This is a genomic window from Streptomyces pseudoechinosporeus, assembly GCF_054783935.1.
The window spans coordinates 52,983-78,081 of record NZ_BAAGPS010000021.1 but is presented as its reverse complement, the minus strand read 5'-3'; the positions used below and the strand labels follow the sequence as shown (position 1 = coordinate 78,081).

The following is a 25,099-nucleotide window of genomic DNA, read 5'->3' as shown; positions in this document are numbered from 1 at the left end:
CGCCCCCACCCTCGTACTGCTACGCCTGCTCCCGCCAGCGGCTCGTTATCGGCAGCCGCCGGTCCTTGCCGAAGCCCTTCGCCGAGATCTTGGTGCCCGGCGGGTACTGGCGGCGCTTGTACTCCGCCGTGTCGACCAGGCGGAGTGTCCTCGTGACCAGGTCGTGGTCGAACCCGGCCGCGACGATCGCGTCGGCGCCCGTGTCGCGGTCGACGTAGAGCTCCAGGATCGCGTCGAGGACCGGATAGTCGGGCAGCGAGTCCGTGTCGACCTGGCCCGGGCGCAGCTCCGCGCTCGGCGGCTTGGTGATGGAGTTCTCCGGGATCGGCGGGGTCTCGCCCCGCTCGGCCGCCGCGCGGTTGCGCCACTGCGCGAGCCGGAAGACCCACGACTTGTACACGTCCTTGATGGGACCGTACGCCCCCACCGAGTCGCCGTAGAGCGTCGAATACCCCACCGCCAGCTCGGACTTGTTGCCCGGCGCCAGCACGATGTGCCCCTCCTGGTTGGAGATCGCCATCAGCATCGTGCCGCGCAGCCGCGACTGGAGGTTCTCCTCGGCGAGACCCGTGAGCCCCAGCGACCCCATGTACGCGTCGAACATCGGCTCGATCGGTACGGTCCGGAAGTTGAGCCCGGTCCGCCGCGCCAGCTCGGCCGCGTCCCCCTTGGAGTGCTCCGAGGAGTACTTGGACGGCATCGAGACCCCGTACACGTTCTCCGCGCCGAGCGCGTCGCAGGCGAGCGCGGCCACGAGCGCGGAGTCGATGCCACCGGAGAGCCCGATCAGCACCGAACGGAAACCGTTCTTCGCGACGTACGACCGAAGGCCCACCACGAGCGCCGAGTACACCTCCTCGTCGTCGTCCAGCCGCTCCGCGTATCCACCGGCGAGCTCCGGCTCGTACGCGGGCAGCGGGTCCCCGGAGATGACGAGGTGCTCGATCCGCATCCCGTCGTCCACGATGCCCGACGGCGGCTCGGCGGCAGCGGCCGGCAGATCGAGGTCGAGTACGACGCAGCCCTCGGCGAACTGCGGGGCCCGCGCGACGACTTCACCGTCCCGGTCGACCACGATCGAGTCCCCGTCGAAGACCAGCTCGTCCTGCCCGCCCATCATGGCGAGGTACGCGGTCGTGCAGCCAGCCTCCTGCGCCCGCTTGCGCACCAGCTCAAGGCGGGTGTCGTCCTTGTCGCGCTCGTACGGGGAGGCGTTGACGGAGAGCAGCAGCCCGGCCCCGGCGGTCCGGGTGGCCGGCACTCGCCCGCCGTCCTGCCAGAGGTCCTCGCAGATGGCGAGGGCGACGTCGATGCCGTGGATCCGCACGATGGGCAGGGTGTCGCCGGGTACGAAGTAGCGGAACTCGTCGAAGACGCCGTAGTTCGGCAGGTGGTGCTTGGCGAAGGTGAGCGCCACCTCGCCTTCGTGCAGCACGGCGGCGGCGTTCTGCGGCGCTCCGGCCGGCTGGCCGAACTTCGGCTGGGCGGCCTCGGACCGGTCGAGGTAGCCGACGACCACCGGCAGCTGCCCGAAGCCCTCGTCGGCGAGGCGCGCGGCGAGGTCCCGCAGAGCCGCGCGGGAGGCCTCGACGAAGGACGACCGCAGGGCCAGGTCCTCGACGGGATACCCGGTCAGCACCATCTCCGGGAACGCCACCAGATGCGCTCCCTGCTCGGCGGAGTGCCGGGTCCAGCGGACGATCGCCTCGGCGTTGCCGGCGAGATCGCCGACGGTCGAGTCGATCTGATTCAGGGCGAGGCGTAGTTGAGGCACGCGCCCAGTGTAATCGTCAAAGCGACGCAATGGGGTGTGGTGAGCCCCACGTCAGCGCTCCGCTGGGTTGCGCCGTTTTAAGCCGCGGGTTCGTTGTGGCTGGTCGCGCCCACGCGGCGGAGCCGCAAATTGACACAGCCCCGCGCCCCTAAGAGGCCTGCGGCCTCCTTAGGGGCGCGGTACCGCACCGGACCTTGCCTACTCGGGAGGCTTCGCCCCCCGCTTCCTCAGCAGGTCCGTCATCAGTTTCATCTCCGACTCCTGGGCCTCGACCATGCCCCGCGCGAGATCGCGCTCCACGTCGACCTCGCACCGTTCCACGCAACCCTCGGCCATGTGCACCCCGCCCACGTGATGGGCGTACATCAGCTGGAGATAGCGGATCTCGGCGTCCTTGCCGCTCGCCTTCTGAAGCGACTCCATCTCGGTATCGGTCGCCATCCCCGGCATCAGCGCGCCGTCCTCGCCGGACGGCATGTCGCCCATGCCCATCCACGTCATCGGCGGGTCCGCGGACACCTTCGGCAGCTGCCACAGGTCCAGCCAGCCGATCATCATGCCGCGCTGGTTGGCCTGCGTCTGCGCGATGTCGTACGCGAGACGGCGTACCTCTTCGTCCTGGGTGCGGTCCCGCACGATGTACGACATCTCGACGGCCTGCTGATGGTGGACCGCCATGTCGCGCGCGAAACCCGCGTCCGCGGAATCGGCCGCCGGGACCGGCACGCCCGAGTCGCCGTCGGCGATCGCGTACGTGATCCCGCCGGCCGCCACGAGGACGGCCGCGGCGGCCCCGGCGATCCAGCCGACGTGCTTCATCGTTGCCACGGCTTCCTGCTCGCTGTCGTACGTGCGTACTTGCTGCTACTTGTCGAGACCGCCGGTGCAGGCGGCGCCCTTCTCCGGCGTCTGCTCGCCCTGTACGTACGTCTCGAAGAACTTGTTCACGTTCGGGTCGCTCGCGCTCGTCACCGTGCGCTGCTTGCCCCAGGCGGAGAGCATGATCGGGTCCTTCTGGTCCTCGACCGGGCTCATCAGCGAGTACGGGGTCTTCTCGACCTTGTCCGCGAGCGCCTTCACGTCCGCGTCCGAGGCCTTGCTGTTGTACGTCACCCAGACCGCGCCGTGCTCCAGGGAGTGCACGGCGTTCGTCTTGTTGATCTCGTCGGTGTAGACGTCGCCGTCGCAGTTCATCCACACCTGGTTGTGGTCGCCGCCCACCGGGGGGGTCATCGCGTACTTGACGTCGCCGTTGACGTGAGTCTGGGACAGCTTCGTGTTCCAGGTCCTGACGCCGTCCTCGCCCGTGACGAACTTCCCCTTCTGGCTGGCCGACGTGCTGCTGCTGTCGTCCTCGGACTGCGTGCTGATGAGGTACGTACCGCCGGCCACGAGGCCGCCGACTATGACCACGCTCGCGGTGATCGTGAGTATCCGGTTGCGGCGCTCGCGGGCCTGCTCGGCGCGGCGCATCTCCTCTATGCGCGCCTTGCGCGACGCGGACGCTTTGTTCTTCGCGGAACCCATGATGAGTCCTTAGGGGCCTTGGGGGACAGACGGTCGGGTGAGGTTGATCGTAGTCCGGCCGGTAGCGGCGTACGTAGGGCCCCTGGTCGTTGGCCATACATTTCTCGCCCCGCCATTACAAGGGCTGGGGTGAACAGGCACTATGGCAGCAGAGCAGGACATCTGCCGTACGTGAGGCGTTCAGACCGAGGTCGGCCGCCCGATCAAGGTCCGCAACGCGCATGAAATGGTGTTGTGGTGGGATGCTCAGGTGCCCGACCGCCTCCCGTGGCGCGGGAGCAGGCGGCCTGACCAGCAAGGATGGGTGGAAGCGGAAGATGGACAAGCAGCAGGAGTTCGTACTCCGGACGCTGGAGGAGCGCGACATCCGGTTCGTACGGCTGTGGTTCACGGACGTGCTGGGCTTCCTCAAGTCCGTGGCTGTGGCCCCGGCCGAGCTGGAGCAGGCCTTCGACGAGGGCATCGGCTTCGACGGCTCCGCGATCGAGGGCTTCGCCCGGGTCTACGAGTCCGACATGATCGCCAAGCCGGACCCGTCGACCTTCCAGGTCCTGCCGTGGCGCGCGGAGGCCCCCGGCACGGCCCGTATGTTCTGCGACATCCTTATGCCGGACGGCTCCCCGTCCTTCGCGGACCCGCGTTACGTGCTGAAGCGCGCCCTCGCCAAGACCTCTGACCTGGGCTTCACCTTCTACACCCACCCGGAGATAGAGTTCTTCCTGCTGAAGGACCGCCCGCTGGACGGCTCGCGCCCGACGCCCGCCGACAACTCCGGCTACTTCGACCACACGCCGCAGAACGTGGGCATGGACTTCCGCCGCCAGGCGATCACGATGCTGGAGTCGATGGGCATCTCGGTCGAGTTCTCGCACCACGAGGGCGCGCCGGGCCAGCAGGAGATCGACCTCAGGTACGCGGACGCGCTGTCCACGGCCGACAACATCATGACGTTCCGGCTGGTCATGAAGCAGGTGGCGCTGGAGCAGGGCGTTCAGGCGACCTTCATGCCGAAGCCGTTCTCCGAGCACCCGGGCTCGGGCATGCACACCCACCTCTCGCTCTTCGAGGGCGACCGGAACGCGTTCTACGAGTCGGGCTCGGAGTACCAGCTCTCCAAGGTGGGCCGCTCCTTCATCGCGGGCCTGCTGAAGCACGCCGCCGAGATCGCGGCGGTCACCAACCAGTGGGTCAACTCCTACAAGCGCATCTGGGGCGGCGCCGCGCGCACCGCGGGCGCCGGCGGCGAGGCCCCCTCGTACATCTGCTGGGGCCACAACAACCGCTCGGCGCTGGTCCGCGTCCCGATGTACAAGCCCGGCAAGACCGGTTCCGCGCGGGTCGAGGTCCGTTCCCTGGACTCGGGCGCGAACCCGTACCTGGCGTACGCGGCCCTGCTGGCCGCCGGTCTCAAGGGCATAGAGGAGGGCTACGAGCTCCCGCCGGGCGCCGAGGACGACGTCTGGGCCCTCACGGACGCCGAACGCCGCGCCATGGGCATCGAACCCCTCCCGCAGAACCTCGGCGAGGCCCTCTCCCTGATGGAACGCAGCGACCTGGTCGCCGAGACCCTGGGCGAGCACGTCTTCGACTTCTTCTTGCGCAACAAGCGCCAGGAGTGGGAGGAGTACCGCTCCGAGGTGACGGCCTTCGAGCTGCGGAAGAACCTGCCGGTGCTTTAAGCGCAGGTCAGTCGGGGTGTCTCGCTAGAACCCCACGCAGGGGCGACGGTTCGCGAACCGTCGCCCCTCCGGCGTCTCGCCCGGCCTCTGCTCCGATGTCAATGGAGGTCGTCTGGGCGGTATCGGGCTTTGATGTGGACGCGTTCGCCCTGGGGGCCGAGGATGCTGAGGAATTCCACTGGGCGCTCGTCGGCGTTGCCGAACCAGTGCGGGAGGTGGGTGTCGAATTCGGCGACTTCGCCCTCGGTGAGGATGAAGTCCTTGTCGCCGAGTACGACGCGTAGGCGGCCGCGCAGGACGTACAGCCAGTGGTAGCCCTCGTGCGAGCGGGGATCGGGTTCGCGACCGTCGGTCAGTCCGGCGGGCAGGATGTGCTTGAACGCCTGCAGTCCGCCGGGTTTGCGCGTCAGCGGGACGACGGTCATGCCGTTCCGGGTGAACGGCTGCGGATACACCCGGGGGTCGAGGTCGGCCGGGGCGCCGATCAGCTCCTCGATCGGCATCTGGTAGGCCCGGGCCAGGGGTAGCAGGAGTTCCAGGCCCGGTTTGCGGTGCCCGGACTCCAGTCGGGACAGGGTGCTGATCGGAATGCCGGTGGTCTCCGACAGGGCGGTCAGGGTGGCGCCGCGGCGACGGCGCAACTCGCGCAGCCGGGGCCCGACTGCAGCCAGCACGGCGTCGAAGTCATCGCTCATACGTTCACCGTGCCCGCGCTTTGCATTTTCTGCAAAGAACTTTGCCCGATTGCCGATGTGGGCGCACCTTGGCGTCGGAGGTGGTCACGATGACCCGAAATCCCCAGCTCAACAGCAGCGACGATCAGTACGACGCAGTCCAACGCTGGGACGAGATGTATCGCAGCCGCGACCAGATATTCAGCGGCAACCCCAACGGAGTGCTCGTCACCGAGACCATCGACCTGCCACCGGGCCAGGCGCTCGACGTCGGATGCGGTGAAGGCGCCGACGCACTCTGGCTGGCCCGGCGCGGCTGGCAGGTCACCGCGGTCGACATCTCCGGGATCGCCCTGCAACGTGCCGCCGCCGCCGCTGCCGCCGACATCAAGGGCCGTGTGTCGTGGGCACGGGCCGACCTCACCACCACGCCGCCCCCGGCAGGCCCCTTCGACCTGGTGTCCATCCAGTACTTCCCGCTCCTGCGCCAGCCGGACCACGCGGCGCTGCGCGGCCTGCTGGACGCTGTCGCCCCCGGCGGCACGCTGCTCTTCGCCACCCACGCCCTCTCGGATCTGGCCCCGCGTCATGAGGAGGACTTCGACCCCGCCGACTACTACCAGCCCGACGACATCGCCCAACTCCTCGACCCCACCTGGAACGTCCTGACCAACGAGACCCGCCCCCGTGCCGCCCCGGCCCCCGCCGGCACACACCACACCCACGACACCGTCCTGCGAGCACTACGCCTGCCGTGAGCCGGCGCCCATCGACCAAGGCGCGGCCATGAGCTCGGTCAACCTCTTCCGCACCCGAGGCGGCTCCCTCGGCGTCGCGGTCTTCTCAGGCTCATGGCTCTATGGTGCACCTGTCATACATTCGGGATGTTTCCGCGCATGTGTGACAGCCGTAGCGTCGGCAGGCGCGCTCTCAGAGCTCCTGAAAAGGATCTCTGAGAGCGCGCCTGCCCTTCCCCGTACCTGCTCAGCCCTCCCGCTGCCGCCTCTGCTCGGCCAGCAGCTCGTGCAAGGGCTCCGTGGCCCGGCGGCGGTACTCCTGGATGGACCAGCCGTTGCCGTCCGGGTCCTTGAAGCTCATGAAGGTGGCTCCGTCCTCCGGGGTGTACTGAACAGGCTCGGAGACCTCCAGGCCGCGTTCGGTCAGCTCGGCGTGGGCCGCCTTGATGTCCGTGACGCACAGCTGAAGGCCCTGGTACGAGCCGGGGGCCGGCGTCGGGCCGTCCATCGTCTCCCAGAGGGTGTCACCGAGGGCGATCGAGCAGCCGGAGCCCGGAGGCGTCAGCTGGACGATGCGCATGCCGGGCATGACCTCCTGGTCGATGTCGACATGGAAGCCGACCTTGTCCCGGTAGAAGTCCCGGGCCCGGTCGATGTCGCTGACCGGCAGTGGGATCACTTCGAGCGTGTACTCCATCACTGGTGTCCTCCAGTTCGCCCCGACGAAAGAGTCACTCGAACCGCCAGCGGGTCTGACTGAACGGCTCTCCCTTACCGAAGCCGAAAACGGTCCGGGGCGCCACCGAAAAGACGAGAGCGTCGCCCGGGCCGTGGTGGAAGCGGCCGTCCCGCACCTCGAAGTGCCAGAAGCTGCCGTACTTGCGCTCCCAGGCCTCGGCCAGTTCGCGCAGCCGGCCGTCATCGGCGACCCGGACCGCCTCGCCCTCCACCACCAGGTCGTAGCCCTTGTTCCAGGTGTTGGTTCCGGTGGTCAGCACGACGTTCGGGTTCCGCTCCAGGTTCCTCGCCTTGCGCTCCTCGGGCCCGGTGCAGAAGTGCAGCGCGCCGTCCGCCCACACCGCGGGCAACGGTGTGACATGGGGCCGCCCGTCGGGCCGTACCGTCGAGATCCAGAACAGCTCGGCTTCGGCCAGCAGCTTCTCGGCCTCGGCCCACGGGGTAGCGGTGGCCGTCTCGTCGCTGTAGTGCGCATCCAGCCGGGTCTGCGGTTGCTTGTCGGTCATCGGACGTCCTCCAGACGTGTCGCTCACAAGGCAGACCGCGCAGACCGTCGGAACTCATCGGCGCCATTGCCAGGGACTCCGGATACGCTCGACCGCGTACGACCTTGATCGGACGGGAGGCCGGGGATGGCGACGCCGGGGCGCAGGAGCAGTACCTTCTCGCGGCTGCTGCGGCACGGTTTCACCGATCCGTCGGCTGCCGAGCGGCTCCTGGAGAGCGGTGAGCTGGCGCCGATAAGGGACGACCCGGTCCTGCTCGACGCACTCGGGGCGACCGCCGATCCGGACCTGGCGCTGCTCGGGCTCGTACGGCTCGTCGAGGCGCAGAAGGATCACGCGGGCCGGAGCGAGCTGCTGGACACGCTGATCGCGGCGAAGCCGCTGCGCGACCGGCTCCTCGGAGTGCTCGGCGCCTCCGCCGCGCTCGGCGACCATCTCGCCCGGCACCCGCTCGACTGGCAGGCGCTCGTGATGTACGAGCCGCAGGACCTGCACCCCGGGATCGCGGAGTTCGAGCGCGGCCTCGCCGAAGCCGCCGACCCGGTGTCCCTGCGCGTCGCCTACCGCCGCTGCCTGCTGTCCATCGCCGCACGCGACGTATGCGGAACCACCGACCTTGCCGAGACCGCCGCCGAGCTCGCGGACCTGGCGACCGCCACCCTGCGCGCCGCGCTCGCCATCGCACGGGCCGCCGCCCCCGAAGACGCCGCCCTGTGCCGCCTCGCGGTCATCGCGATGGGCAAGTGCGGGGGACGGGAGCTGAACTACGTCTCCGACGTCGACGTCATCTTCGTGGCGGAGGCCGTGAACGGAGCCGACGAGGGCAAGGCCCTGCGGGCTGCGACCCGGCTCGCCTCCCACCTGATGCGGATCTGCTCCGAGACCACCGTCGAGGGCTCCATCTGGCCCGTCGACGCCAATCTGCGGCCGGAGGGCCGAAACGGCCCGCTGGTCCGTACGCTCTCCAGCCATCTCGCCTACTACCAGCGCTGGGCCAAGACCTGGGAGTTCCAGGCCCTGCTCAAGGCCCGGCCGGTCGCGGGGGACATCGGACTCGGCGAGGAGTACGTCGCCACGCTCGCCCCCCTCGTCTGGCAGGCCGCCGAGCGCGAGAACTTCGTCCCCGACGTGCAGAAGATGCGTCGCCGTGTCGTCGAGAACATCCCCGTGGCCGAGATCGAGCGTGAGCTGAAGCTCGGTCCCGGCGGACTGCGGGATGTCGAATTCGCCGTACAGCTCCTGCAGTTGGTGCACGGCCGGGCCGATACGTCGCTACGGAGCCGGACCACACTGGAAGCCCTGAAGGCACTGGCCGCGGGCGGCTATGTGGGGCGCTCCGACGCCGTGCAGCTGGACGAGGCGTACAAGTTCCTGCGCTCGATGGAGCACCGCATCCAGCTCTACCGGCTGCGGCGTACGCATCTCGTGCCCGAGAACGAAGCCGATCTGCGCCGTATCGGCCGCTCACTCGGCCTGCGCACCGACCCCGTCGCCGAGCTGAACCGTGAGTGGCGGCGGCACACCTCCGTCGTACGACGCCTGCACGAGAAGCTCTTCTACCGTCCGCTGCTCGACGCCGTGGCCCAACTCGCGCCCGGCGAGGCCCGGTTGAGCGCGGACGCGGCCCGGGAGCGGCTGGTCGCCCTCGGCTACAAGGACCCGGCGTCCGCGCTGCGCCACCTGGAGGCGCTGGCGTCCGGGGTCAGCCGCAAGGCCGCGATCCAGCGGACGTTGCTGCCCGTGCTCCTTGGCTGGTTCGCGGACTCCGCCGACCCCGACGCGGGACTGCTCAACTTCCGCAAGGTGTCCGACGCCCTGGGCAAAACCCCCTGGTACCTACGGCTGCTCCGGGACGAGGGAGCCGCCGCCGAGAACCTCGCCCGGGTCCTGTCCGCCGGCCGGCTCGCCCCCGACCTGCTGATGCGGGCCCCGGAGGCGGTGGCGCTGCTCGGCGACGGCAATGGCGACGGGGGCGGCCTCGGCCCCCGCGACCGTGCGCATCTGGAGCAGGAGATCCTCGCCGCCGTGGGGCGCGCCGACGGGGGAGAGGCCGCGGTCACCGCCGCGCGTGGGGTGCGTCGGCGCGAGCTGTTCCGTACGGCCGCCGCCGACATCGTCCGCTCGTACGGCACGGAGGAGTCGCCCGCCGACCAGGTCGACCAGGGCGCGCTCGTCGACCTGGTGGGCGGCGCGGTGTCCGACCTGACGGCCGCGACGATCGCCGGGACGCTGCGTGCCGTCGTACGGCAGGGCTGGGGAGACACGTTGCCGACCCGGTTCGCGGTGATAGGGATGGGGCGGTTCGGCGGGCACGAGCTGGGTTACGGCTCTGACGCGGACGTGTTGTTCGTGCACGAACCGCGCGAGGGCGTGGCCGAACAGGAGGCTTCGCGTGCCGCCCATGCCGTGGTGTCGGAGATGCGGCGGCTGCTGCAGATCCCGAGTTCCGACCCGCCGCTGCTGATCGACGCCGATCTGCGGCCGGAGGGGAAGTCGGGGCCGCTGGTGCGGACCCTGAACTCGTACGAGGCGTACTACCGGCGGTGGTCCCTGGTGTGGGAGTCCCAGGCCCTGCTGCGGGCCGAACCCGTCGCCGGGGACACGGACTTGGGGCGGCGGTTCATCGAACTGATCGACCCCCTGCGGTATCCCGCCGAGGGGCTCGGCGACGATGCCGTACGCGAGATACGGCGGCTGAAGGCCCGGATGGAGTCCGAGCGCCTGCCCCGCGCCGCCGATCCCACCCTCCACACCAAGCTGGGGCGCGGCGGCCTGTCCGACGTGGAGTGGACGGTGCAGCTCCTCCAGCTCCAGCACGGCTGGGCGGAGCCGGGGCTGCGCACGACCCGTACCCGCGAGGCCCTGGCCGCCGCCTGCGCCGCCGGACTGATCTCCGCCGAGGACGCTTCGATACTGGACGAGGCGTGGGTGCTGGCCACTCGGGTGCGGAACGCGGTGATGCTGGTGCGGGGGAGGGCCGGGGACACGTTCCCGTCGGACGGGCGTGAGCTGGCGGCGGTGGGGCGGTATCTGGGGTTCGGTCCGGGGCATGTGGGCGACATGCTGGACGCGTATCGGCGTACGACGCGGCGGGCTCGGGGTGTGGTGGAGGAGCTGTTCTACGGGGGGTAGGGGTAGGGCCTCGGGGCTCCGCCCCGGACCCCCGGTCCTCAAGCGCCGGACGGGCTGATTTTGCGCGGACTGGGCTGGACTGTGCAGCCGAGTCCGGCATCACTCAGCCCGTCCGGCGTTTGAGGACGAGGCCGTTCAGGCCGATGCGGCGGTCTGGGGGCGCAGCCCCCAGCGGGGTGTCCAGGGGCGGAGCCCCTTGGTATGGGACGGGTAAGGGCGGCGGGGGCGAAAACCTCCGGCTCCGCCCCCTCACGCTCTGGTCGGCAGGAGCCGGCGCTCCTGCCTGTGGGGCGGCGTCGGTACCAGTCGCGGCAACCCGTACGGCAGCACCCCGTACCAGACCCACGCCACCGCGAAGCCGAACGCCAGGCACAGCAGGCCGCCCACCGCGTCCAGCCAGAAGTGGTTGGCCGTGGCGACGATGACCACCAGCGTGGCCGTGGGGTACAGGAGGCCGAGGACCCGGACCCAGGGGACGGAGGCGAGTGCGAAGATTGTCAGGCCGCACCAGACGGACCAGCCGATGTGCATGGAGGGCATCGCGGCGTACTGGTTCGACATGTTCTTCAGGTCGCCGGAGGCCATGGAGCCCCAGGTCTGGTGGACGACGACCGTGTCGATGAAGTCGTTGCCGTTCATCAGGCGGGGCGGCGCGAGCGGATACAGGTAGTAGCCGACGAGGGCGACACCCGTGGTCGCGAACAGCACCATGCGGGTCGCCGCGTAACGGCCGGGGTGGCTACGGAAAAGCCACACCAGGACACCGAGCGTGATGACGAAGTGCAGTGTCGCGTAGTAGTAGTTCATGCCGACGATGAGCCAAGTCACCGAGTTCACGGCGTGGTTGACACTCTCCTCGACGGCGATCCCGAGGTGGTGCTCCACCTTCCAGATCCAGTCGGCGTTGCGCAGCGCCTCGGCCTTCTGCTCCGGAACGGCATTGCGGATGAGCGAGTACGTCCAGTAACTCACCGCGATCAGCAGGATTTCGAACCAGAGCCGGGGGCGACGGGGCGTACGCAACCGGCGCAGGAAGTCCCGCCCCGCGCGGCCCTCGACCTCGTCCGCGACGGGCGTCGGACCGGCCTGCTGACGGCCTTCCAGAGTCGTCACCGTCGTCTCACCCATAGGTGAAGAGTCTGCCAGAGAATCCGTCTCCCACCGATCATCCGTCGGTCGGGTCCTGGCCGCACGTCCTACGCCTGAGGGACCTATGTGCGCGGCGTTTTCTCCTGCCTAGGGACGATTCCGTTCCCCAGGGGCCGAAGCGGTCGAACCCCGTACCACCAACTCCGGCATGAACACGAACTCACTGTGGGGAGCCGGTGTTCCGCCGATCTCCTCCAGCAACGTCCGCACGGCCGCCTGCCCCATGGCCGGCACCGGCTTGCGGATCGTCGTGAGCGGCGGGTCGGTGAACGCTATGAGCGGGGAGTCGTCGAAGCCGACCACCGAGACGTCCCGCGGAACCTCCAGGCCACGCTGCCGCGCCGCACGTATCGCACCGAGCGCCATCATGTCGCTGGCGCAGACGACGGCTGTGCACGCGCGGTCGATCAGAGCGGTGGCCGCGGCCTGGCCGCCCTCCAGGGTGTACAGCGAGTGCCGCACCAGCCGCTGCTCGATGTCGTCCGCACTCAGGCCCAGCAGGTCCTGCATCGTGCGCACGAAGCCCTCGATCTTCCGCTGTACGGGCACGAACCGCTTCGGGCCCAGGGCGAGCCCGATGTTCGTATGACCCAGCGAGACGAGGTGGGTGACGGCGAGGGTCATCGCCGCGCGGTCGTCCGGCGAGATGAACGGGGCCTGGACCTTCGGCGAGAAACCGTCGACGAGGACGAAGGGGACGCCCTGGCCGCGCAGCTTCTCGTAGCGCTGCATGTCCGCGGAGGTGTCGGCGTGCAGGCCCGAGACGAAGATGATCCCGGCGACGCCCCGGTCGGCGAGCATCTCCGTCAGCTCGTCCTCGGTGGAGCCGCCCGGGGTCTGGGTCGCGAGGATCGGGGTGTAGCCCTGCCGGGTCAGGGCCTGGCCGATGACCTGGGCGAGCGCCGGGAATATCGGGTTCTCCAGCTCCGGCGTGATCAGGCCGACCAGTCCCTCGCTGCGCTGCCGCAGGCGTACCGGGCGTTCGTAGCCGAGGACGTCCAGTGCGGCCAGTACGGACTGGCGGGTGGTGGCGGCGACGCCCGGCTTCCCGTTCAGGACGCGGCTGACGGTCGCTTCGCTCACCCCCGCCTGGGCTGCGATGTCGGCAAGCCGTGTGGTCACAGGGGTGGACTGTACCGGCCGGGTGTCGCCCTGCCCACCGATCCGGCGTCGTGGGCGGCCTGCTGACCGGCCCGGTCCGGGCTGCTGGGTCATCGCGCTCCCTCATGGAAGTGGTGGCAAGAGCTTGCAGAGTCTTGCATAAGCAGTCCTGGCTGCTCTACGCCCGTAAGTAAGCGTCTCACGACGGTCGCTCCAGGGTCACGCCCGAATAACTTCGGAGATCCCTTGCGGTTTTTTGCTGCAAGCTCTTTCGTAACTCTTGCAGCGCTGTTACGTTCAGCGTCGCCCGGCGGCAGCGACGCAGTCCGCGAGTCGGCGGCGAGCGGCGGACGGGGCCGCTCTCAACACCACACGGGCTTTCACCCTCAAGGAGAACTCATGCGGCGTGGCATAGCGGCCACCGCGCTGGTGGCGTCCCTCGCCCTCACGGCGACGGCCTGCGGCGGCAGTGACAGCGGCAGCGACGAGTCGGACGGCCCCCTCACCATCACCTGGTGGGACACCTCCAACGCCACCAATGAGGCACCCACGTACCAGGCCCTGGTCAAGGAGTTCGAGAAGGCCAACCCTGACATCAAGGTCGACTACGTCAACGTGCCCTTCGACCAGGCGCAGAACAAGTTCGACACCGCCGCCGGATCCAAGGGCGCCCCGGACGTCCTGCGTTCCGAGGTCGGCTGGACCCCCGCCTTCGCCAAGAAGGGCTTCTTCCTGCCGCTGGACGGCACCGAGGCCCTCGCGGACCAGGCCACGTTCCGGTCCAGCCTGATCGAGCAGGCCAAGTACGACGGCAAGACGTACGGCGTACCCCTGGTCACCGACACGCTCGCGCTGGTCTACAACAAGGACCTCTTCAAGCAGGCCGGCCTCAGCGAGCCGCCCGCCACCTGGGGCGACCTGAAGACGGCCGCCGCCACCATCAAGGACAGGACCGGCGCCGATGGCTACTGGGGCTCCACCCAGGCCTACTACGCGCAGTCCTTCCTCTACGGCGAGGGCGCCGACACCGTCGACGCCGACGCCAAGAAGATCACCGTCAAGTCGCCCGCCGCGGTCAAGGGCTACGAGACCTGGGAGAGCCTCTTCGACGGCAAGGGCCTGCACAAGGCCGACACCACCGCCGACGCGTACGCCCATATCCAGGAGGCGTTCGTCAGCGGCAAGGTCGCCTCGATCATCCAGGGCCCCTGGGAGATCACGAACTTCTACAAGGGCTCGGCCTTCAAGGACAAGGACAACCTCGGCATCGCCACCGTCCCGGCCGGCTCCACCGGCAAGGCGGGCGCCCCGACCGGCGGCCACAACCTCTCCGTGTACGCCGGCTCGGACCAGGCGCACCAGGAGGCCTCGCTGAAGTTCCTGAAGTTCATGACCTCCGCGAAGTCCCAGGAGACGATCGCCCTCAAGAACTCCACGCTGCCGACCCGCGACGACGCCTACACCGCCGAGGTCAAGGCCGACCCGGGCATCGCCGGCTACCAGGCCGTGCTCCCTGCCGCCCAGCCGCGCCCGGCACTGCCCGAGTACAGCTCGCTGTGGACCCCGCTCGACACCGAGCTCAACGAGGTCGCCGGCGGCAAGAAGTCCCTCGACGACGGCCTGAGCAGCGCTCAGACCGCGATCGAGAAGCTGGTCCCGGACTTCGGCAAGTGACTCCGAGTGGCCGTCGGGTCCCCCTGATCTCGGGGGAGGGACCCGACGGCCACCGGCCTGCGTGCCCTGCCCCTGATCTCCCGAAGGTGTCGAAACCATGACAGTCGCCATCGACCGTGCGACCGGCAAGCGCCGCGGTGAGCGAGCGCCGCGCCCCGGGCCACTGAGGCGCCTCAGGCACAGCTACCAGAAGTACTGGTACGCGTACGCCATGATCACGCCCGTGGTCATCGTGCTCGGTGTCCTCGTGCTCTATCCCCTGGCGTACGGCCTCTACCTGTCGCTCACCGACGCCACCAGCGAAACCACGGCCCGCACGATCGGCGTCAACGAGATCGAGGCCACCTACAAGTTCATCGGCCTCGACAACTACGCCGACCTGCTGTGGGGCGAGACCGCGTACGACCGCTTCTGGTCGCATTTCATCTGGACGATCGTCTGGACGTTCGCCTGCGTCGCCCTGCACTACTCCATCGGCCTCGGCCTCGCGCTGCTGCTCAACCAGAAGATGCGCGGACGGACCCTCTACCGGCTCATCCTGGTCCTGCCGTGGGCCGTGCCCACCTTCGTCACCGTCTTCGGCTGGCGCTTCATGCTCGCCGACTCCGGCGTCATCAACTCGGCCCTCGACGCGCTCCACCTGCCGGCGCCCCAGTGGCTGGAGGACAGCTTCTGGCAGCGGTTCGCCGCGATCATGGTGAACACCTGGTGCGGTGTGCCGTTCATGATGGTCTCGCTGCTCGGCGGACTGCAGTCCATCGACGCCACCCTCTACGAGGCCGCCGAGATGGACGGCGCGAGCGCCTGGCAGCGGTTTCGGTACGTCACCCTGCCAGGCCTGCGGTCCGTCAGCTCCACCGTCGTACTCCTCGGCGTCATCTGGACCTTCAACCAGTTCGCCATCATCTTCCTGCTGTTCGGCAACACCGCCCCGGACGTCGACATCCTCGTGACCTGGGCGTACTACCTGGGCTTCGGCCAGCAGCCGCGCGACTACGCGCAGTCGGCGGCGTACGGCATCCTGCTCCTCTCCATCCTGGTCGTCTTCACCTCCGTCTACCGCCGCTGGCTGAACCGCAACGATCCGCAGCTCGCGATCTGAGGCAGGAGTCCCCATGAGCACCACGACCCTTCCGACCACCTCCGCGGCGGATCAGGCCCCGGACGCGGTTCGGCCGCGCAAGGCCCGCCGTCGCGGTGAACGCGGCCTCGGCGCCTCCCTCGTCACGCACGGCATCCTGATCGTCGCGAGCCTGATCGCGCTCTTCCCGATCGCCTGGCTGGTCTTCCTGTCCCTCGGCCCGGACAAGGACGACTACCTTCACCCCGGGCGCATCTTCGGGAAGATGACGTTCGACAACTACGTCTTCGTGCTCCAGGAGACGAAGTTCTTCGACTGGCTGACGAGCACGCTCGTCGTCTCGCTCGGTACGACGCTCATCGGCGTGCTGGTCGCGGCGACGACCGGTTACGCGGTCTCGCGGATGCGCTTCCCGGGCTACAGGAAGTTCATGTGGGTGCTGCTGGTGACCCAGATGTTCCCGATCGCCGTACTGATCGTGCCCATGTACCAGATTCTGTCGGAACTCCAGCTGATCGACAGCTACCTTGGCCTGGTCCTCGTCTACTGCTCGACGGCCGTGCCGTACTGCGCCTGGCTGCTCAAGGGCTACTTCGACACGATCCCGTTCGAGATCGACGAGGCGGGGCGCGTCGACGGGCTGAACCCCTTCGGCACGTTCGCGCGGCTGATCCTGCCGCTGGCCAAACCGGGCCTGGCGGTCGCCGCGTTCTACAGCTTCATCACCGCGTTCGGCGAGGTCGCCTTCGCCTCGACGTTCATGCTGTCCGACACGAAGTACACCTTCGCCGTCGGCCTGCAGAGCTTCATCAGCGAGCACGACGCACAGCGCCACTACATGGCCGCCACCGCGGTGTTGGTCGCGATCCCCGTCTCCGCGTTCTTCTACCTTGTCCAGAAGAACCTGGTGACCGGCCTCACCGCGGGCGGCACAAAGGGCTGACCGTCCCTGCCGTACGGCTCCCGCGCGCACGCCGCACGGGTGGGCGGTTGCGGTGCCTGTCCGACCCCGCCGACACCGCGGCCGCCTCACATCCGTGACCCGGAAAACTCCGAGACTTCTGTAAACCGCCGAAAACCTGCAAGCGCCACAATTCTCTAGAACCGTGAATCCATGGACCCGTCAATCCGTAGCCCCATCGACAGACCTTCGTGAACCGAACTCTGTGAACCGACCCCAGTTACGCATCAAGGACGCCATGAGCCAGCACTCCACCGACCCGGCCCCGGCCCCCGCTTCGACGTCGGCTCTCGCCACCGTCGCCAGACACCGCGACTGGTGGCGGGACGCGGTGATCTACCAGGTCTATCCGCGCAGCTTCGCCGACAGCGACGGCGACGGCATGGGCGACCTGGAGGGCGTACGTTCCCGACTCCCGTATCTGCGAGACCTCGGCGTGGACGCCGTGTGGCTCAGCCCCTTCTACGCTTCGCCGCAGGCCGATGCCGGCTACGACGTCGCGGACTACCGGGCCGTCGACCCCATGTTCGGCAATCTGCTCGACGCCGACGCGCTGATCCGCGACGCCCATGGGCTGGGCCTGAGGATCATCGTCGACCTGGTGCCCAACCACTCCTCCGACCAGCACGAGTGGTTCAAGCGGGCGCTCGCCGAGGGCCCGGGATCCCCACTGCGGGACCGCTACCACTTCCGCCCCGGCAAGGGCGCGAGCGGTGAACTCCCGCCCAACGACTGGGAGTCCATCTTCGGCGGGCCCGCCTGGACGCGGGTCACCGAGCCGGACGGCACGCCCGGTGAGTGGTACCTGCACCTCTTCGCGCCCGAGCAGCCCGACTTCAACTGGGACCACCCGGCCGTCGGCGACGAGTTCCGCTCGATCCTGCGGTTCTGGCTCGACATGGGCGTCGACGGCTTCCGCATCGACGTCGCCCATGGACTGGTGAAGGCCGAGGGACTGCCGGACCTGGGCACGCACGAGCAGGTGAAGCTGCTGGGCAACGATGTCATGCCGTTCTTCGACCAGGACGGCGTGCACGCCATCTACCGGCAGTGGCGCACGGTGCTCGACGAGTACGCGGGTGCCCGCATCTTCGTCGCCGAGGCGTGGACGCCGACCATCGAGCGCACCGCCAACTACGTACGCTCCGACGAGCTGCACCAGGCCTTCAACTTCCAGTATCTGAGCACCCATTGGGACGCGGTCGAGCTGCGCGCCTGCATCGACCGCACCCTCGACGCGATGCGCCCGGTCGGCGCCCCCGCCACCTGGGTGCTGTCCAACCACGACGTGACCCGGCACGCGACCCGGTTCGCCAACCCGGCCGGGCTCGGCACCCAGATCCGTACCGCCGGAGACCGCGAACTCGGCCTGCGCCGGGCGCGGGCGGCGACCCTGCTGATGCTGGCGCTGCCCGGATCGGCGTACATCTACCAGGGGGAGGAGCTGGGCCTGCCGGACGTCGTCGACCTGTCGGACGAGGTGCGCCAGGATCCCGCGTACTTCCGGGGCGCGGGCCAGGACGGCTTCCGCGACGGCTGCCGGGTGCCGATCCCGTGGACGCGTACGGGATCGTCGTACGGCTTCGGCGCGGGCGGCAGTTGGCTGCCGCAGCCCGCCGAGTGGGCCGAGCTGAGCATCGAGGCGCAGACCGGGGCCGAGGGCTCCACCCTGGAGCTGTACCGCTCAGCGCTCGCCGTACGGCGCGAGCAGCCCGACCTCGGCGCCGGCGACCGCGTCGAGTGGCTGCAGGCGCCCGAGGGCGTCCTCGCCTTCCGCCGAGGGGAGTTCGCCTGCACGGCGAACACCGGAAGCGACGCGGTGACCGTCCCGGCGTACGGCCGAGTCCTGCTCACCAGCGGCGAGGTGACGGTCACGGACGAGGGGGAGGCGAAGGTGCCGGGGGACACGACGGTTTGGTGGACGACGGGCTGACGGTCCGTCCGCTCGCCAAGGGTTGGCTGTTCTGGCAGCTGCCTGCAGTCGACTTTCAGGGCCCGCCGCCCTGTTCGGGGCGGCGGGCCCTGCTGACGTCGGGGTTGCGGGCTACTGCTTGAGACCGGTGCGCAGGGCCTCGATGAACCAGGCGAACACCGGCGTCAGGCTCGGCGGGACGGGCCATCCGTTGATGACGGACAGGAGGTGTACGTAGCGTTCCGCGCGAGGGTCGTTGGCGATCTCCAGGCGTGTCAGCAGCCAGCGGCGTAGGTCTGTGTCGTCGGCGCGGCCGAAGACCTGGGCGTAGCGGGCGGTGAGGGCGTCGATGACGGGGGCGGCCTCGGGGGAGTCAGGGGCGATGCCGGCGGTGAGGGCATGGCCGACGTGGTCGCGGACGGTTTCGGTGAGGTCGTGGTGCAGACCGGTGGTGTCGCCCTGGGCGCGTTCGGCTGCCTGGTGCTCGGCCATCCGGCGCACGGCGGTGCGGAAGTCCGGGTCCTGGGTGAGTCCGGCGAGTTCCACCCAGGCGTCGACCTGTTCGGGTTCGGGGTCGTCCGGCAGGTCGGGCGTGGCCGAGCGCATCATGTCGACGAAGTCGGGGTTGGCGTCCAGGTCGCCGAAGGTGTCGTCGATGAAGTCGTGGACGAGGCGTCGGCGTTCGTCGTCGGAGAGTTTGGCGAGCTTGTGCATGAGGTCCATTTCCTCGGGGGTGGAGACCCGCTTGGCTACCACCCGGAGCACCGCGCGACGCAGTCGCAGGGTGCGGATCTGAACGTCCAGCGCGTCGGCATGCGCCGCCGCGACCTCGGGCACCGAGATCTCCCGGTCCAGCACCTGCCGGATGACGGCAAGGTCGAGTCCCAGGTCACGCAGTGTCCGCACCAGGTCCAGACGCGCGAGCGCGTGGATGTCGTAGAGCCGGTAGCCGGCCGGGCTGCGGTCGGTCGACGGCACGAGTCCAGTGTCGGAGTAGAACCGTATGGTCTTCACCGTCAGCCCGGTCCGCCGGGCCAACGCCCCGATCGTGTAAAGCGTGTCGCCGTCCATGACCCCACCCTTGCGTCTCCCCTTACTGGAGACTCAAGCCCCGCCCGGAACGGTTCACTCCGAGGCGCCCCGGTACCTGGACAGGTAACTGCTGCTGATCAGCCTCATGGAACCGGTGGTTCTGTGGGCCAGACCGATGCGGTCGTCTACTCGCGCGTCGCGCCCTCCGGCCACAACACGCGCACTGGGACCCCGTTCCGCTGGGCATAGGACACCACGTCGGCCGTGCCGCCGTATCCCCACGCCGGTTTTCCGTCCCATACAGCGAACAGTTCGTCGGCCAGGCCGACGAGGATCTCACTGCCTGCCATATGCGCTTGAGAGTCTGAAGCCGTCATGCCGGTGTGGTGCACTTCTGCCGCCCGGCGCACCAGCTCGTCGTAGACCGGCCAGTGGCTTTCCGGCAGGCCCTCGCGGTATTGCTCGGCAGGTACGACGACTTCGAGGCTTCCCCCGTGCTCGAGTACCGCCTCGGCGAACCACGCATCCGGACCGTCCGCGATGCACGAGATCCCGACCAACTCGGTTGCGTCGAACTCGCGAATGGCCTCTGCGAGAAGCTGCCGAACCTGCTGCTCGACTTCTCGGCTCAGCCCCCGGTGCCCGGTGATCCCGACGCGCATGGACGGTTCCTCCTACAGATAGACGCCGTGAAGGCGTTCATCGAAGTCGCGCACCACCTTGGGCGGCGACGTCAGCGACAGTGACCGGCGCACCGCGCGTGAGCGCTCCACGATCCGGCCAGAACGGTACTGGAGCCCTGTGTCCAGTGCCCTGGACGCCAGGGCGAACGCGGCCTCGATCCTTCCGGCCGCAAGATGGCCGGCGGCCAGGTCCAGGACGACCAACGCCCGTTGCTTCGCGTGTCCGGAGGCCAGTGCTTCGACATCATCGCCCAGGACCCATTCCGCGAGGCCGAGGCGGGCACCACAGGTGACACGGCAGGCGGCAACCTTGTTCGCGTCGAAATGGAAGACCCACGGCCACGGTGGCGGTTCTTCATGCGCGATTTTCTCCGCTACTGCCCTGCTCCGCGTCAGTGCGCGGTCAGCGGCACGCCGGTCACCGATCGCCGCGTGAGCGAGCGCGTCGACCGAGCACAACCATGCATCAGCCACTGCCGGGCGTTGCTCGCCCAGGTACCGCCGTGCACTCCGCGCGAGGTTGAGCGCCTGCGCACCGTTCCCGCCATGCGCCTCGAACTGCGCGAGGCTACCGGCCTGATATGCGGCAAGTAGCGGATCTTGTGCGGAGCGCGCCGCCCGGATCGCCGAGCCATACCAAGATCGCGCTGACCCGTGGTCGCCCATGTCCCACGCCAGCCAAGCCGCCAAGCTCGCTGCCTCACTACCTACCGCAGCCAACCGCGGGCGATGTCCATCTTCTCCGGCGTCCCGCGTCACGTTCTGGATCAGCCTGATGTGCGCATGGACAGCCTCGGCGAGATCACGCGACGGCGTCGAGCTGTCGAGTCGGCGATACGTTGCCGTGTTCAGCCGGAGGGCTGCCGCCTGGTGTCCCGTAGCGTCTACGTTCGGGACAGCACCCAGTATCGGGCTGGCCGCCGCTGCGGCCACACCACCCAGGAATGCGCGTCGCTCCACTTGCTCAAATCCGTTCCGCACCGTGCTTTGTTCGGCCAGTCCGACCATCTGGACGGGGATGCTCAGGTGGGCGGCGATCGAAGCCAGGGTGTCCGTGCTGTAGGAGCCGGTCCCGCGCTTCTCCAGACGGGAGACCGCTGACTGTGACAGCCCGCATGCCTCGCCCAACTGCTTCTGTGTCATGCGAGCTTCCTTCCGGACCAGCTCGATGACCCTTCCGTAATCGCCCCCGCGAGATGCGTCTCTGATCGCCGGTGACTGCCAGTTCATCGGCTTCTCCCCACGCTACGAGCCTCAACCAACGGTGCCACGAAGCCGTACTCGTACCCGCCCAGCGCATATCCCTATACGAGTACCGCATCAGCTGATGTTCCCATGTGCGTCACCGGCGTTGACTGTCTGTCAGCCGTCGTGTGAGGGACACAGCAACAGGCGTCCCACGTCCGGCGGTTACTAGATCCGGGGCCCTGTCCTCGATCCCCTGTTGGGGACGGAGCCGCCAATTCGACCGCAGAGGAGCAGTCCTCATGACCCGCCGAGCCCGGATTGCCGTAACCGGTGCACCGTCCGCTGTCGCCTTCGCAAGGGACCGAGTCATAGCGCAGATTCAGGCGTGGGGTGTACGGCTCGGCGAAGCGGAACAGGACGCGATCAAGCTCGTCGCTTCGGAGCTGATCACCAACGCTGTGGTTCACGCCACGGGTTTCGTCACCGTGGGTCTCTACCTCAACGAGGAACGGCTACTCCTGGTCGTCCACGACTGCAGCCCCGAGCCGCCCAGGCGTCAGGTCACCACGGAGGACGACGAAGGGGGCCGCGGCCTGGTCCTGGTCGAATTCCTCGCCGCGCGGCACGGCTGGCAGCCGACGAACAACGGCAAGAAAGTCTGGGCGGAGTTCGACGTACCTGTGCCCGCGTCGGCCGTACACGGCGGAGTGCTGGGCGAGCGCATGCGTGCCGTGGCCCCGCGCGCATACACCCACGTCATGCCGGAGCGCCGCGCACTGGTGCCCGGCCTGTGAACGCGGCACACCAAGCGCCCCCAGGAAGCTGATGGGTCACCCGGCGTGGGATTCGTCATCTCGATGCTTGGCATCGGACTCGTCCCCCCCGCTAGGCCGTCGTGCTTCACGACCACTACAACGGCGCCAGTTGTGACGTCCTCCGTGGCGGCCGGCACCTGCGCAGAGGTACCAGAACACCCCCTACGAAGGAGGCACTTTATGTTCGCCCACTCGGATCGGCTCCCTACCGGGACGCCCCTGCCGAATGGCATCAGCACCCCCACACCATGGGGGCTGCGACGCATGGCGCCGTACCCAGCTTTCGCACCCTCGTATGCCCGTGTTGAGCTGGACCCGGTGACCCAGACTGGGCGCTATTTCGACGCCACCGGGCAGGTCATGGAGATGCCCGGACATGGGACCAGCACGGGCACCAAGCCCGCGACCAACACCGGGAACCCCTCCGACGGCGCGGGCCCCGGCGGTAGCGGTGGCGGCGACCAGGACACCGGGAACGACAGCGACCAGTGAGTGACACGGGTCCGGTTCTGGTCGTCACCAACCTGGACGACCCCACGACCGACCTGGTGATCGACGAGCTGCACGACCGGGGCGTTCCGGTCGTGCGGTTCGACTCCGGGGACTTCCCCGCCACCTTGTCGTTCGCGGCCACCATCACCGGCGAGGGCATCACCGGCAGTCTCGCCACGCCCTCGCGTACCGCCGATCTGGGGCGGGTGCGGTCGCTGTACTACCGCCGCCCTTCCGGCTTCACCTTTCCGCACCTGGACGAGCAGACCGCCCGTTTTGCCGTCACCCAGGCCCGCTACGGCATCGGCGGCGTCATGGCTTCCCTGCCGGGCTGCCTGTACGTGAACCATCCGCACCGCATCGGCGACGCCGAGTTCAAGCCCTCCGGCCTGGCCGCCGCAGCAACCGCAGGTTTCGCGCTCCCGCCGACGCTCCTGACATCCGACCCGGACGCGGCGCGTGCGTTCATCAAGGCGCACGGCCCGGTGATCTACAAGCCGTTGTCCGCGCCCTTGTACCGGAACGCTGACGGTGTCTCATGCACGGTGAAGGTCGCCCAAGTGACGGCCGAGGAGATCGACGATGCGGTCTCCGGAACAGCCCACCTGTTCCAACAGCGCGTGGACAAGGTCGCGGACGCGCGCGTGACCGTCATCGGGGACGACGTCTTCACCGTCCGGATCGAGTCGGACCTGTTGGACTGGCGCACCGATTACGACCGGCTCACCTATACCCCCGTGCAACCCCCGCCTGGCCTGGCCGCTGCCATGTTCCGTTACCTGAAGCACTTCGGGCTGGTCTTCGGCTGTTTCGACTTCGCCATCGGCCGTGACGGGCAATGGTGGTTCCTGGAGTGCAACCCCTCCGGGCAATGGGCGTGGCTGGAACCGGAGACCGGGCTGCCGATGGTGGCAGCGATGGCGGATCTCCTGGAGAGGAAGACGGGATGAACGACAAGGAGTTGAGGGCACGGCTCGTTGAACGACTGGCCGACAGCGGGCATCTGCGTACCGAGCCTTGGCGAGCGGCGGTGTCTGCGGTTCCGCGCCATGAGTTCCTTCGCGGGGGCTTCTTCCAGCAGGTCGACGGTTCCACGCCCACGGCCTGGGCTCCGGTCATGCAGGACGATCCGCGGTGGTTGGAGGGGTGTTACGACGATGCCTCCTTGGTGACGCAGATCGCCGGAACGATCGTGCCCGGGGACATCCGGGGGGAGATCATGCGCGTCCCCACTTCGTCCAGCACCATGCCCGGCCTGGTGGTGCGCATGCTCGAAGACCTGAGGGTCGACGAGGGCCATCGTGTCCTCGAAATCGGCACGGGGACCGGTTACTCCACGGCCCTGATGTGCCACCGGCTCGGCGATGACCTGGTGACCTCCGTCGAGGTCGACGAGAACGTGTCGGCCCGCGCCCGAACCGCCCTGGATCAGTGCGGGTTCGCACCGAACCTGATCGTGGACGACGGTCTTGCCGGCCACAAGGACGAGGCTCCCTACGACCGGGTGATCGCTACTTGCGGACTCCTCACCGTTCCGCAGAAGCTGATCGAGCAGACCCGTCCCGGCGGGATCATTCTCGTCACGCTCTGCGGATGGCTGTACTCGTCCGAACTGGCCCGGCTCACGGTCCACGACGACGGTACGGCGTCCGGTCGGTTCCTCGACGGACAGATCTCCTTCATGCTCGCCCGCCCACAACTGCCGCCGCCGCTCGGCCTGCTACCCGATCTCGACGCCGGCGACGAGCGTCAGGCGGCCCTCGGCGCCGACGTGATCAACGACTGGAACACCCGGTTCGTCGCTCAACTCGCCGCCCCGCGCGCGCAGCGGGTCACTCTCACCCGTGATGGCCGGACGGAGGACCTGTTCCTCGACGTCGAGACCGGCGCCTGGGCAGTGCTTTGGGAAAACCACGGTCAGTGGACGGTCCGGCAGGGCGGTCCATCCCGTATCTGGGACGCGATCGAGGAGCACATCACCCGGTGGCGTGCTGCTGGGGCGCCGCAACTGGAGCGGTTCGAGATCACCGTGACATCCGAACGGCCGTCGATCACCTGGCCTGGAGGATGACCTTCTGTCACAACCGCGCCGTGGCTCTGGTGCGCTGACGCCCCACTCCGGTTACGTCAGATGTAGGTGGCTATCCGCCGCAGTGCGGGCGCGTCGGCCGACGCTGCCGGGCCCACGGTGGTCGGTCGCAGGAATGTGACAGCCGGGTGCCGCACTGTCACATTCCCGCGACC

22 protein-coding genes are annotated in these 25,099 nt (G+C 68.7%); 11 read left to right on the top strand and 11 right to left on the bottom strand.

Annotation, left to right across the window (positions count from 1 at the left end):
• Nucleotides 1-19 precede the first annotated feature (19 nt).
• The 3 genes from ACYVO6_RS23060 to ACYVO6_RS23050 all read right to left on the bottom strand — a co-directional run bounded on the left by ACYVO6_RS23060 (nt 20) and on the right by ACYVO6_RS23050 (nt 3,301).
• Nucleotides 20-1,774 carry an NAD+ synthase gene (locus ACYVO6_RS23060; protein ID WP_461064020.1) on the bottom strand — a complete coding sequence of 585 codons (1,755 nt, stop codon included), beginning with the start codon at nt 1,772-1,774 and terminating at the stop codon, nt 20-22.
• A gap of 198 nt (nt 1,775-1,972) precedes the next feature.
• Nucleotides 1,973-2,593, bottom strand: coding sequence for a DUF305 domain-containing protein (locus tag ACYVO6_RS23055; RefSeq protein WP_461064046.1), 621 nt, complete (start codon nt 2,591-2,593; stop codon nt 1,973-1,975).
• A 45-nt stretch (nt 2,594-2,638) separates the two neighbouring features.
• Nucleotides 2,639-3,301 carry a DUF3105 domain-containing protein gene (locus ACYVO6_RS23050; protein ID WP_461064018.1) on the bottom strand — a complete coding sequence of 221 codons (663 nt, stop codon included), beginning with the start codon at nt 3,299-3,301 and terminating at the stop codon, nt 2,639-2,641.
• Between the two features lie 317 nt (nt 3,302-3,618).
• Between ACYVO6_RS23050 and glnA the strand changes: the two genes are divergently transcribed.
• The gene (glnA, locus tag ACYVO6_RS23045) at nt 3,619-4,980 is read left to right on the top strand and encodes a type I glutamate--ammonia ligase (RefSeq protein ID WP_344396146.1); all 1,362 of its coding nucleotides are present in this window, start codon (nt 3,619-3,621) and stop codon (nt 4,978-4,980) included.
• 98 nt (nt 4,981-5,078) lie between these two features.
• Here the strand turns inward: glnA and ACYVO6_RS23040 are convergent, their stop codons facing one another.
• The gene (locus ACYVO6_RS23040) at nt 5,079-5,675 is read right to left on the bottom strand and encodes an XRE family transcriptional regulator (RefSeq protein WP_461064016.1); all 597 of its coding nucleotides are present in this window, start codon (nt 5,673-5,675) and stop codon (nt 5,079-5,081) included.
• Nucleotides 5,676-5,764: 89 nt separating this feature from the next.
• Between ACYVO6_RS23040 and ACYVO6_RS23035 the strand changes: the two genes are divergently transcribed.
• Nucleotides 5,765-6,412: a class I SAM-dependent methyltransferase gene (locus ACYVO6_RS23035; protein ID WP_461064013.1), complete on the top strand. Its 648-nt coding sequence runs from the start codon at nt 5,765-5,767 to the stop codon at nt 6,410-6,412.
• 226 nt (nt 6,413-6,638) lie between these two features.
• Here ACYVO6_RS23035 and ACYVO6_RS23030 read toward each other — a convergent pair whose 3' ends face one another.
• The gene (locus ACYVO6_RS23030) at nt 6,639-7,088 is read right to left on the bottom strand and encodes a VOC family protein (RefSeq protein WP_461064011.1); all 450 of its coding nucleotides are present in this window, start codon (nt 7,086-7,088) and stop codon (nt 6,639-6,641) included.
• Between the two features lie 34 nt (nt 7,089-7,122).
• Nucleotides 7,123-7,635 carry a pyridoxamine 5'-phosphate oxidase family protein gene (locus tag ACYVO6_RS23025; protein ID WP_461064009.1) on the bottom strand — a complete coding sequence of 171 codons (513 nt, stop codon included), beginning with the start codon at nt 7,633-7,635 and terminating at the stop codon, nt 7,123-7,125.
• Nucleotides 7,636-7,761: 126 nt separating this feature from the next.
• Between ACYVO6_RS23025 and ACYVO6_RS23020 the strand changes: the two genes are divergently transcribed.
• A complete protein-coding gene (locus ACYVO6_RS23020) occupies nt 7,762-10,767 on the top strand; it encodes a bifunctional [glutamine synthetase] adenylyltransferase/[glutamine synthetase]-adenylyl-L-tyrosine phosphorylase (RefSeq protein ID WP_461064007.1) in 3,006 nt (1,001 codons plus the stop codon).
• 249 nt (nt 10,768-11,016) lie between these two features.
• Here ACYVO6_RS23020 and ACYVO6_RS23015 read toward each other — a convergent pair whose 3' ends face one another.
• Both ACYVO6_RS23015 and ACYVO6_RS23010 read right to left on the bottom strand, forming a co-directional pair.
• On the bottom strand, nt 11,017-11,895 hold the full coding sequence (locus tag ACYVO6_RS23015; protein ID WP_461064005.1) for a phosphatase PAP2 family protein: 879 nt from the start codon (nt 11,893-11,895) through the stop codon (nt 11,017-11,019).
• Nucleotides 11,896-12,003: 108 nt separating this feature from the next.
• On the bottom strand, nt 12,004-13,038 hold the full coding sequence (locus ACYVO6_RS23010) for a LacI family DNA-binding transcriptional regulator (protein ID WP_461064003.1): 1,035 nt from the start codon (nt 13,036-13,038) through the stop codon (nt 12,004-12,006).
• Between the two features lie 378 nt (nt 13,039-13,416).
• Between ACYVO6_RS23010 and ACYVO6_RS23005 the strand changes: the two genes are divergently transcribed.
• From ACYVO6_RS23005 to ACYVO6_RS22990, 4 genes are all read left to right on the top strand, one after another.
• A complete protein-coding gene (locus ACYVO6_RS23005; protein ID WP_461064001.1) occupies nt 13,417-14,691 on the top strand; it encodes an extracellular solute-binding protein in 1,275 nt (424 codons plus the stop codon).
• Nucleotides 14,692-14,788: 97 nt separating this feature from the next.
• Complete coding sequence (locus ACYVO6_RS23000) at nt 14,789-15,793, top strand: carbohydrate ABC transporter permease (RefSeq protein ID WP_461063999.1); 1,005 nt, start codon at nt 14,789-14,791, stop codon at nt 15,791-15,793.
• Nucleotides 15,794-15,806: 13 nt separating this feature from the next.
• Nucleotides 15,807-16,715, top strand: coding sequence for a sugar ABC transporter permease (locus ACYVO6_RS22995; protein ID WP_461063997.1), 909 nt, complete (start codon nt 15,807-15,809; stop codon nt 16,713-16,715).
• Between the two features lie 256 nt (nt 16,716-16,971).
• Nucleotides 16,972-18,666 carry a glycoside hydrolase family 13 protein gene (locus ACYVO6_RS22990; RefSeq protein WP_461063995.1) on the top strand — a complete coding sequence of 565 codons (1,695 nt, stop codon included), beginning with the start codon at nt 16,972-16,974 and terminating at the stop codon, nt 18,664-18,666.
• A gap of 111 nt (nt 18,667-18,777) precedes the next feature.
• Here ACYVO6_RS22990 and ACYVO6_RS22985 read toward each other — a convergent pair whose 3' ends face one another.
• The 3 genes from ACYVO6_RS22985 to ACYVO6_RS22975 form a co-directional block, all read right to left on the bottom strand.
• A complete protein-coding gene (locus ACYVO6_RS22985; RefSeq protein WP_461063993.1) occupies nt 18,778-19,716 on the bottom strand; it encodes a MerR family transcriptional regulator in 939 nt (312 codons plus the stop codon).
• A gap of 146 nt (nt 19,717-19,862) precedes the next feature.
• A complete protein-coding gene (locus ACYVO6_RS22980; protein WP_461063991.1) occupies nt 19,863-20,339 on the bottom strand; it encodes a hypothetical protein in 477 nt (158 codons plus the stop codon).
• A gap of 12 nt (nt 20,340-20,351) precedes the next feature.
• Nucleotides 20,352-21,503, bottom strand: a complete 1,152-nt coding sequence (locus ACYVO6_RS22975; protein ID WP_461063989.1) for a helix-turn-helix domain-containing protein — start codon at nt 21,501-21,503, stop codon at nt 20,352-20,354.
• A 344-nt stretch (nt 21,504-21,847) separates the two neighbouring features.
• Here ACYVO6_RS22975 and ACYVO6_RS22970 point away from each other — a divergent pair, with 344 nt between their 5' ends.
• The 4 genes from ACYVO6_RS22970 to tgmC all read left to right on the top strand — a co-directional run bounded on the left by ACYVO6_RS22970 (nt 21,848) and on the right by tgmC (nt 24,926).
• The gene (locus tag ACYVO6_RS22970) at nt 21,848-22,342 is read left to right on the top strand and encodes an ATP-binding protein (RefSeq protein ID WP_461063987.1); all 495 of its coding nucleotides are present in this window, start codon (nt 21,848-21,850) and stop codon (nt 22,340-22,342) included.
• Between the two features lie 201 nt (nt 22,343-22,543).
• A complete protein-coding gene (gene tgmA, locus ACYVO6_RS22965; protein WP_165342999.1) occupies nt 22,544-22,855 on the top strand; it encodes a putative ATP-grasp-modified RiPP in 312 nt (103 codons plus the stop codon).
• Nucleotides 22,852-23,805: an ATP-grasp ribosomal peptide maturase gene (tgmB, locus tag ACYVO6_RS22960; RefSeq protein ID WP_461063984.1), complete on the top strand. Its 954-nt coding sequence runs from the start codon at nt 22,852-22,854 to the stop codon at nt 23,803-23,805. The genes tgmA and tgmB overlap by 4 nt, the downstream gene beginning before the upstream one ends.
• Entirely contained in the window at nt 23,802-24,926 is a 1,125-nt protein-coding gene (gene tgmC, locus ACYVO6_RS22955) for an ATP-grasp peptide maturase system methyltransferase (protein WP_461063982.1), read from the top strand. The genes tgmB and tgmC overlap by 4 nt, the downstream gene beginning before the upstream one ends.
• Nucleotides 24,927-25,099 lie beyond the last annotated feature (173 nt).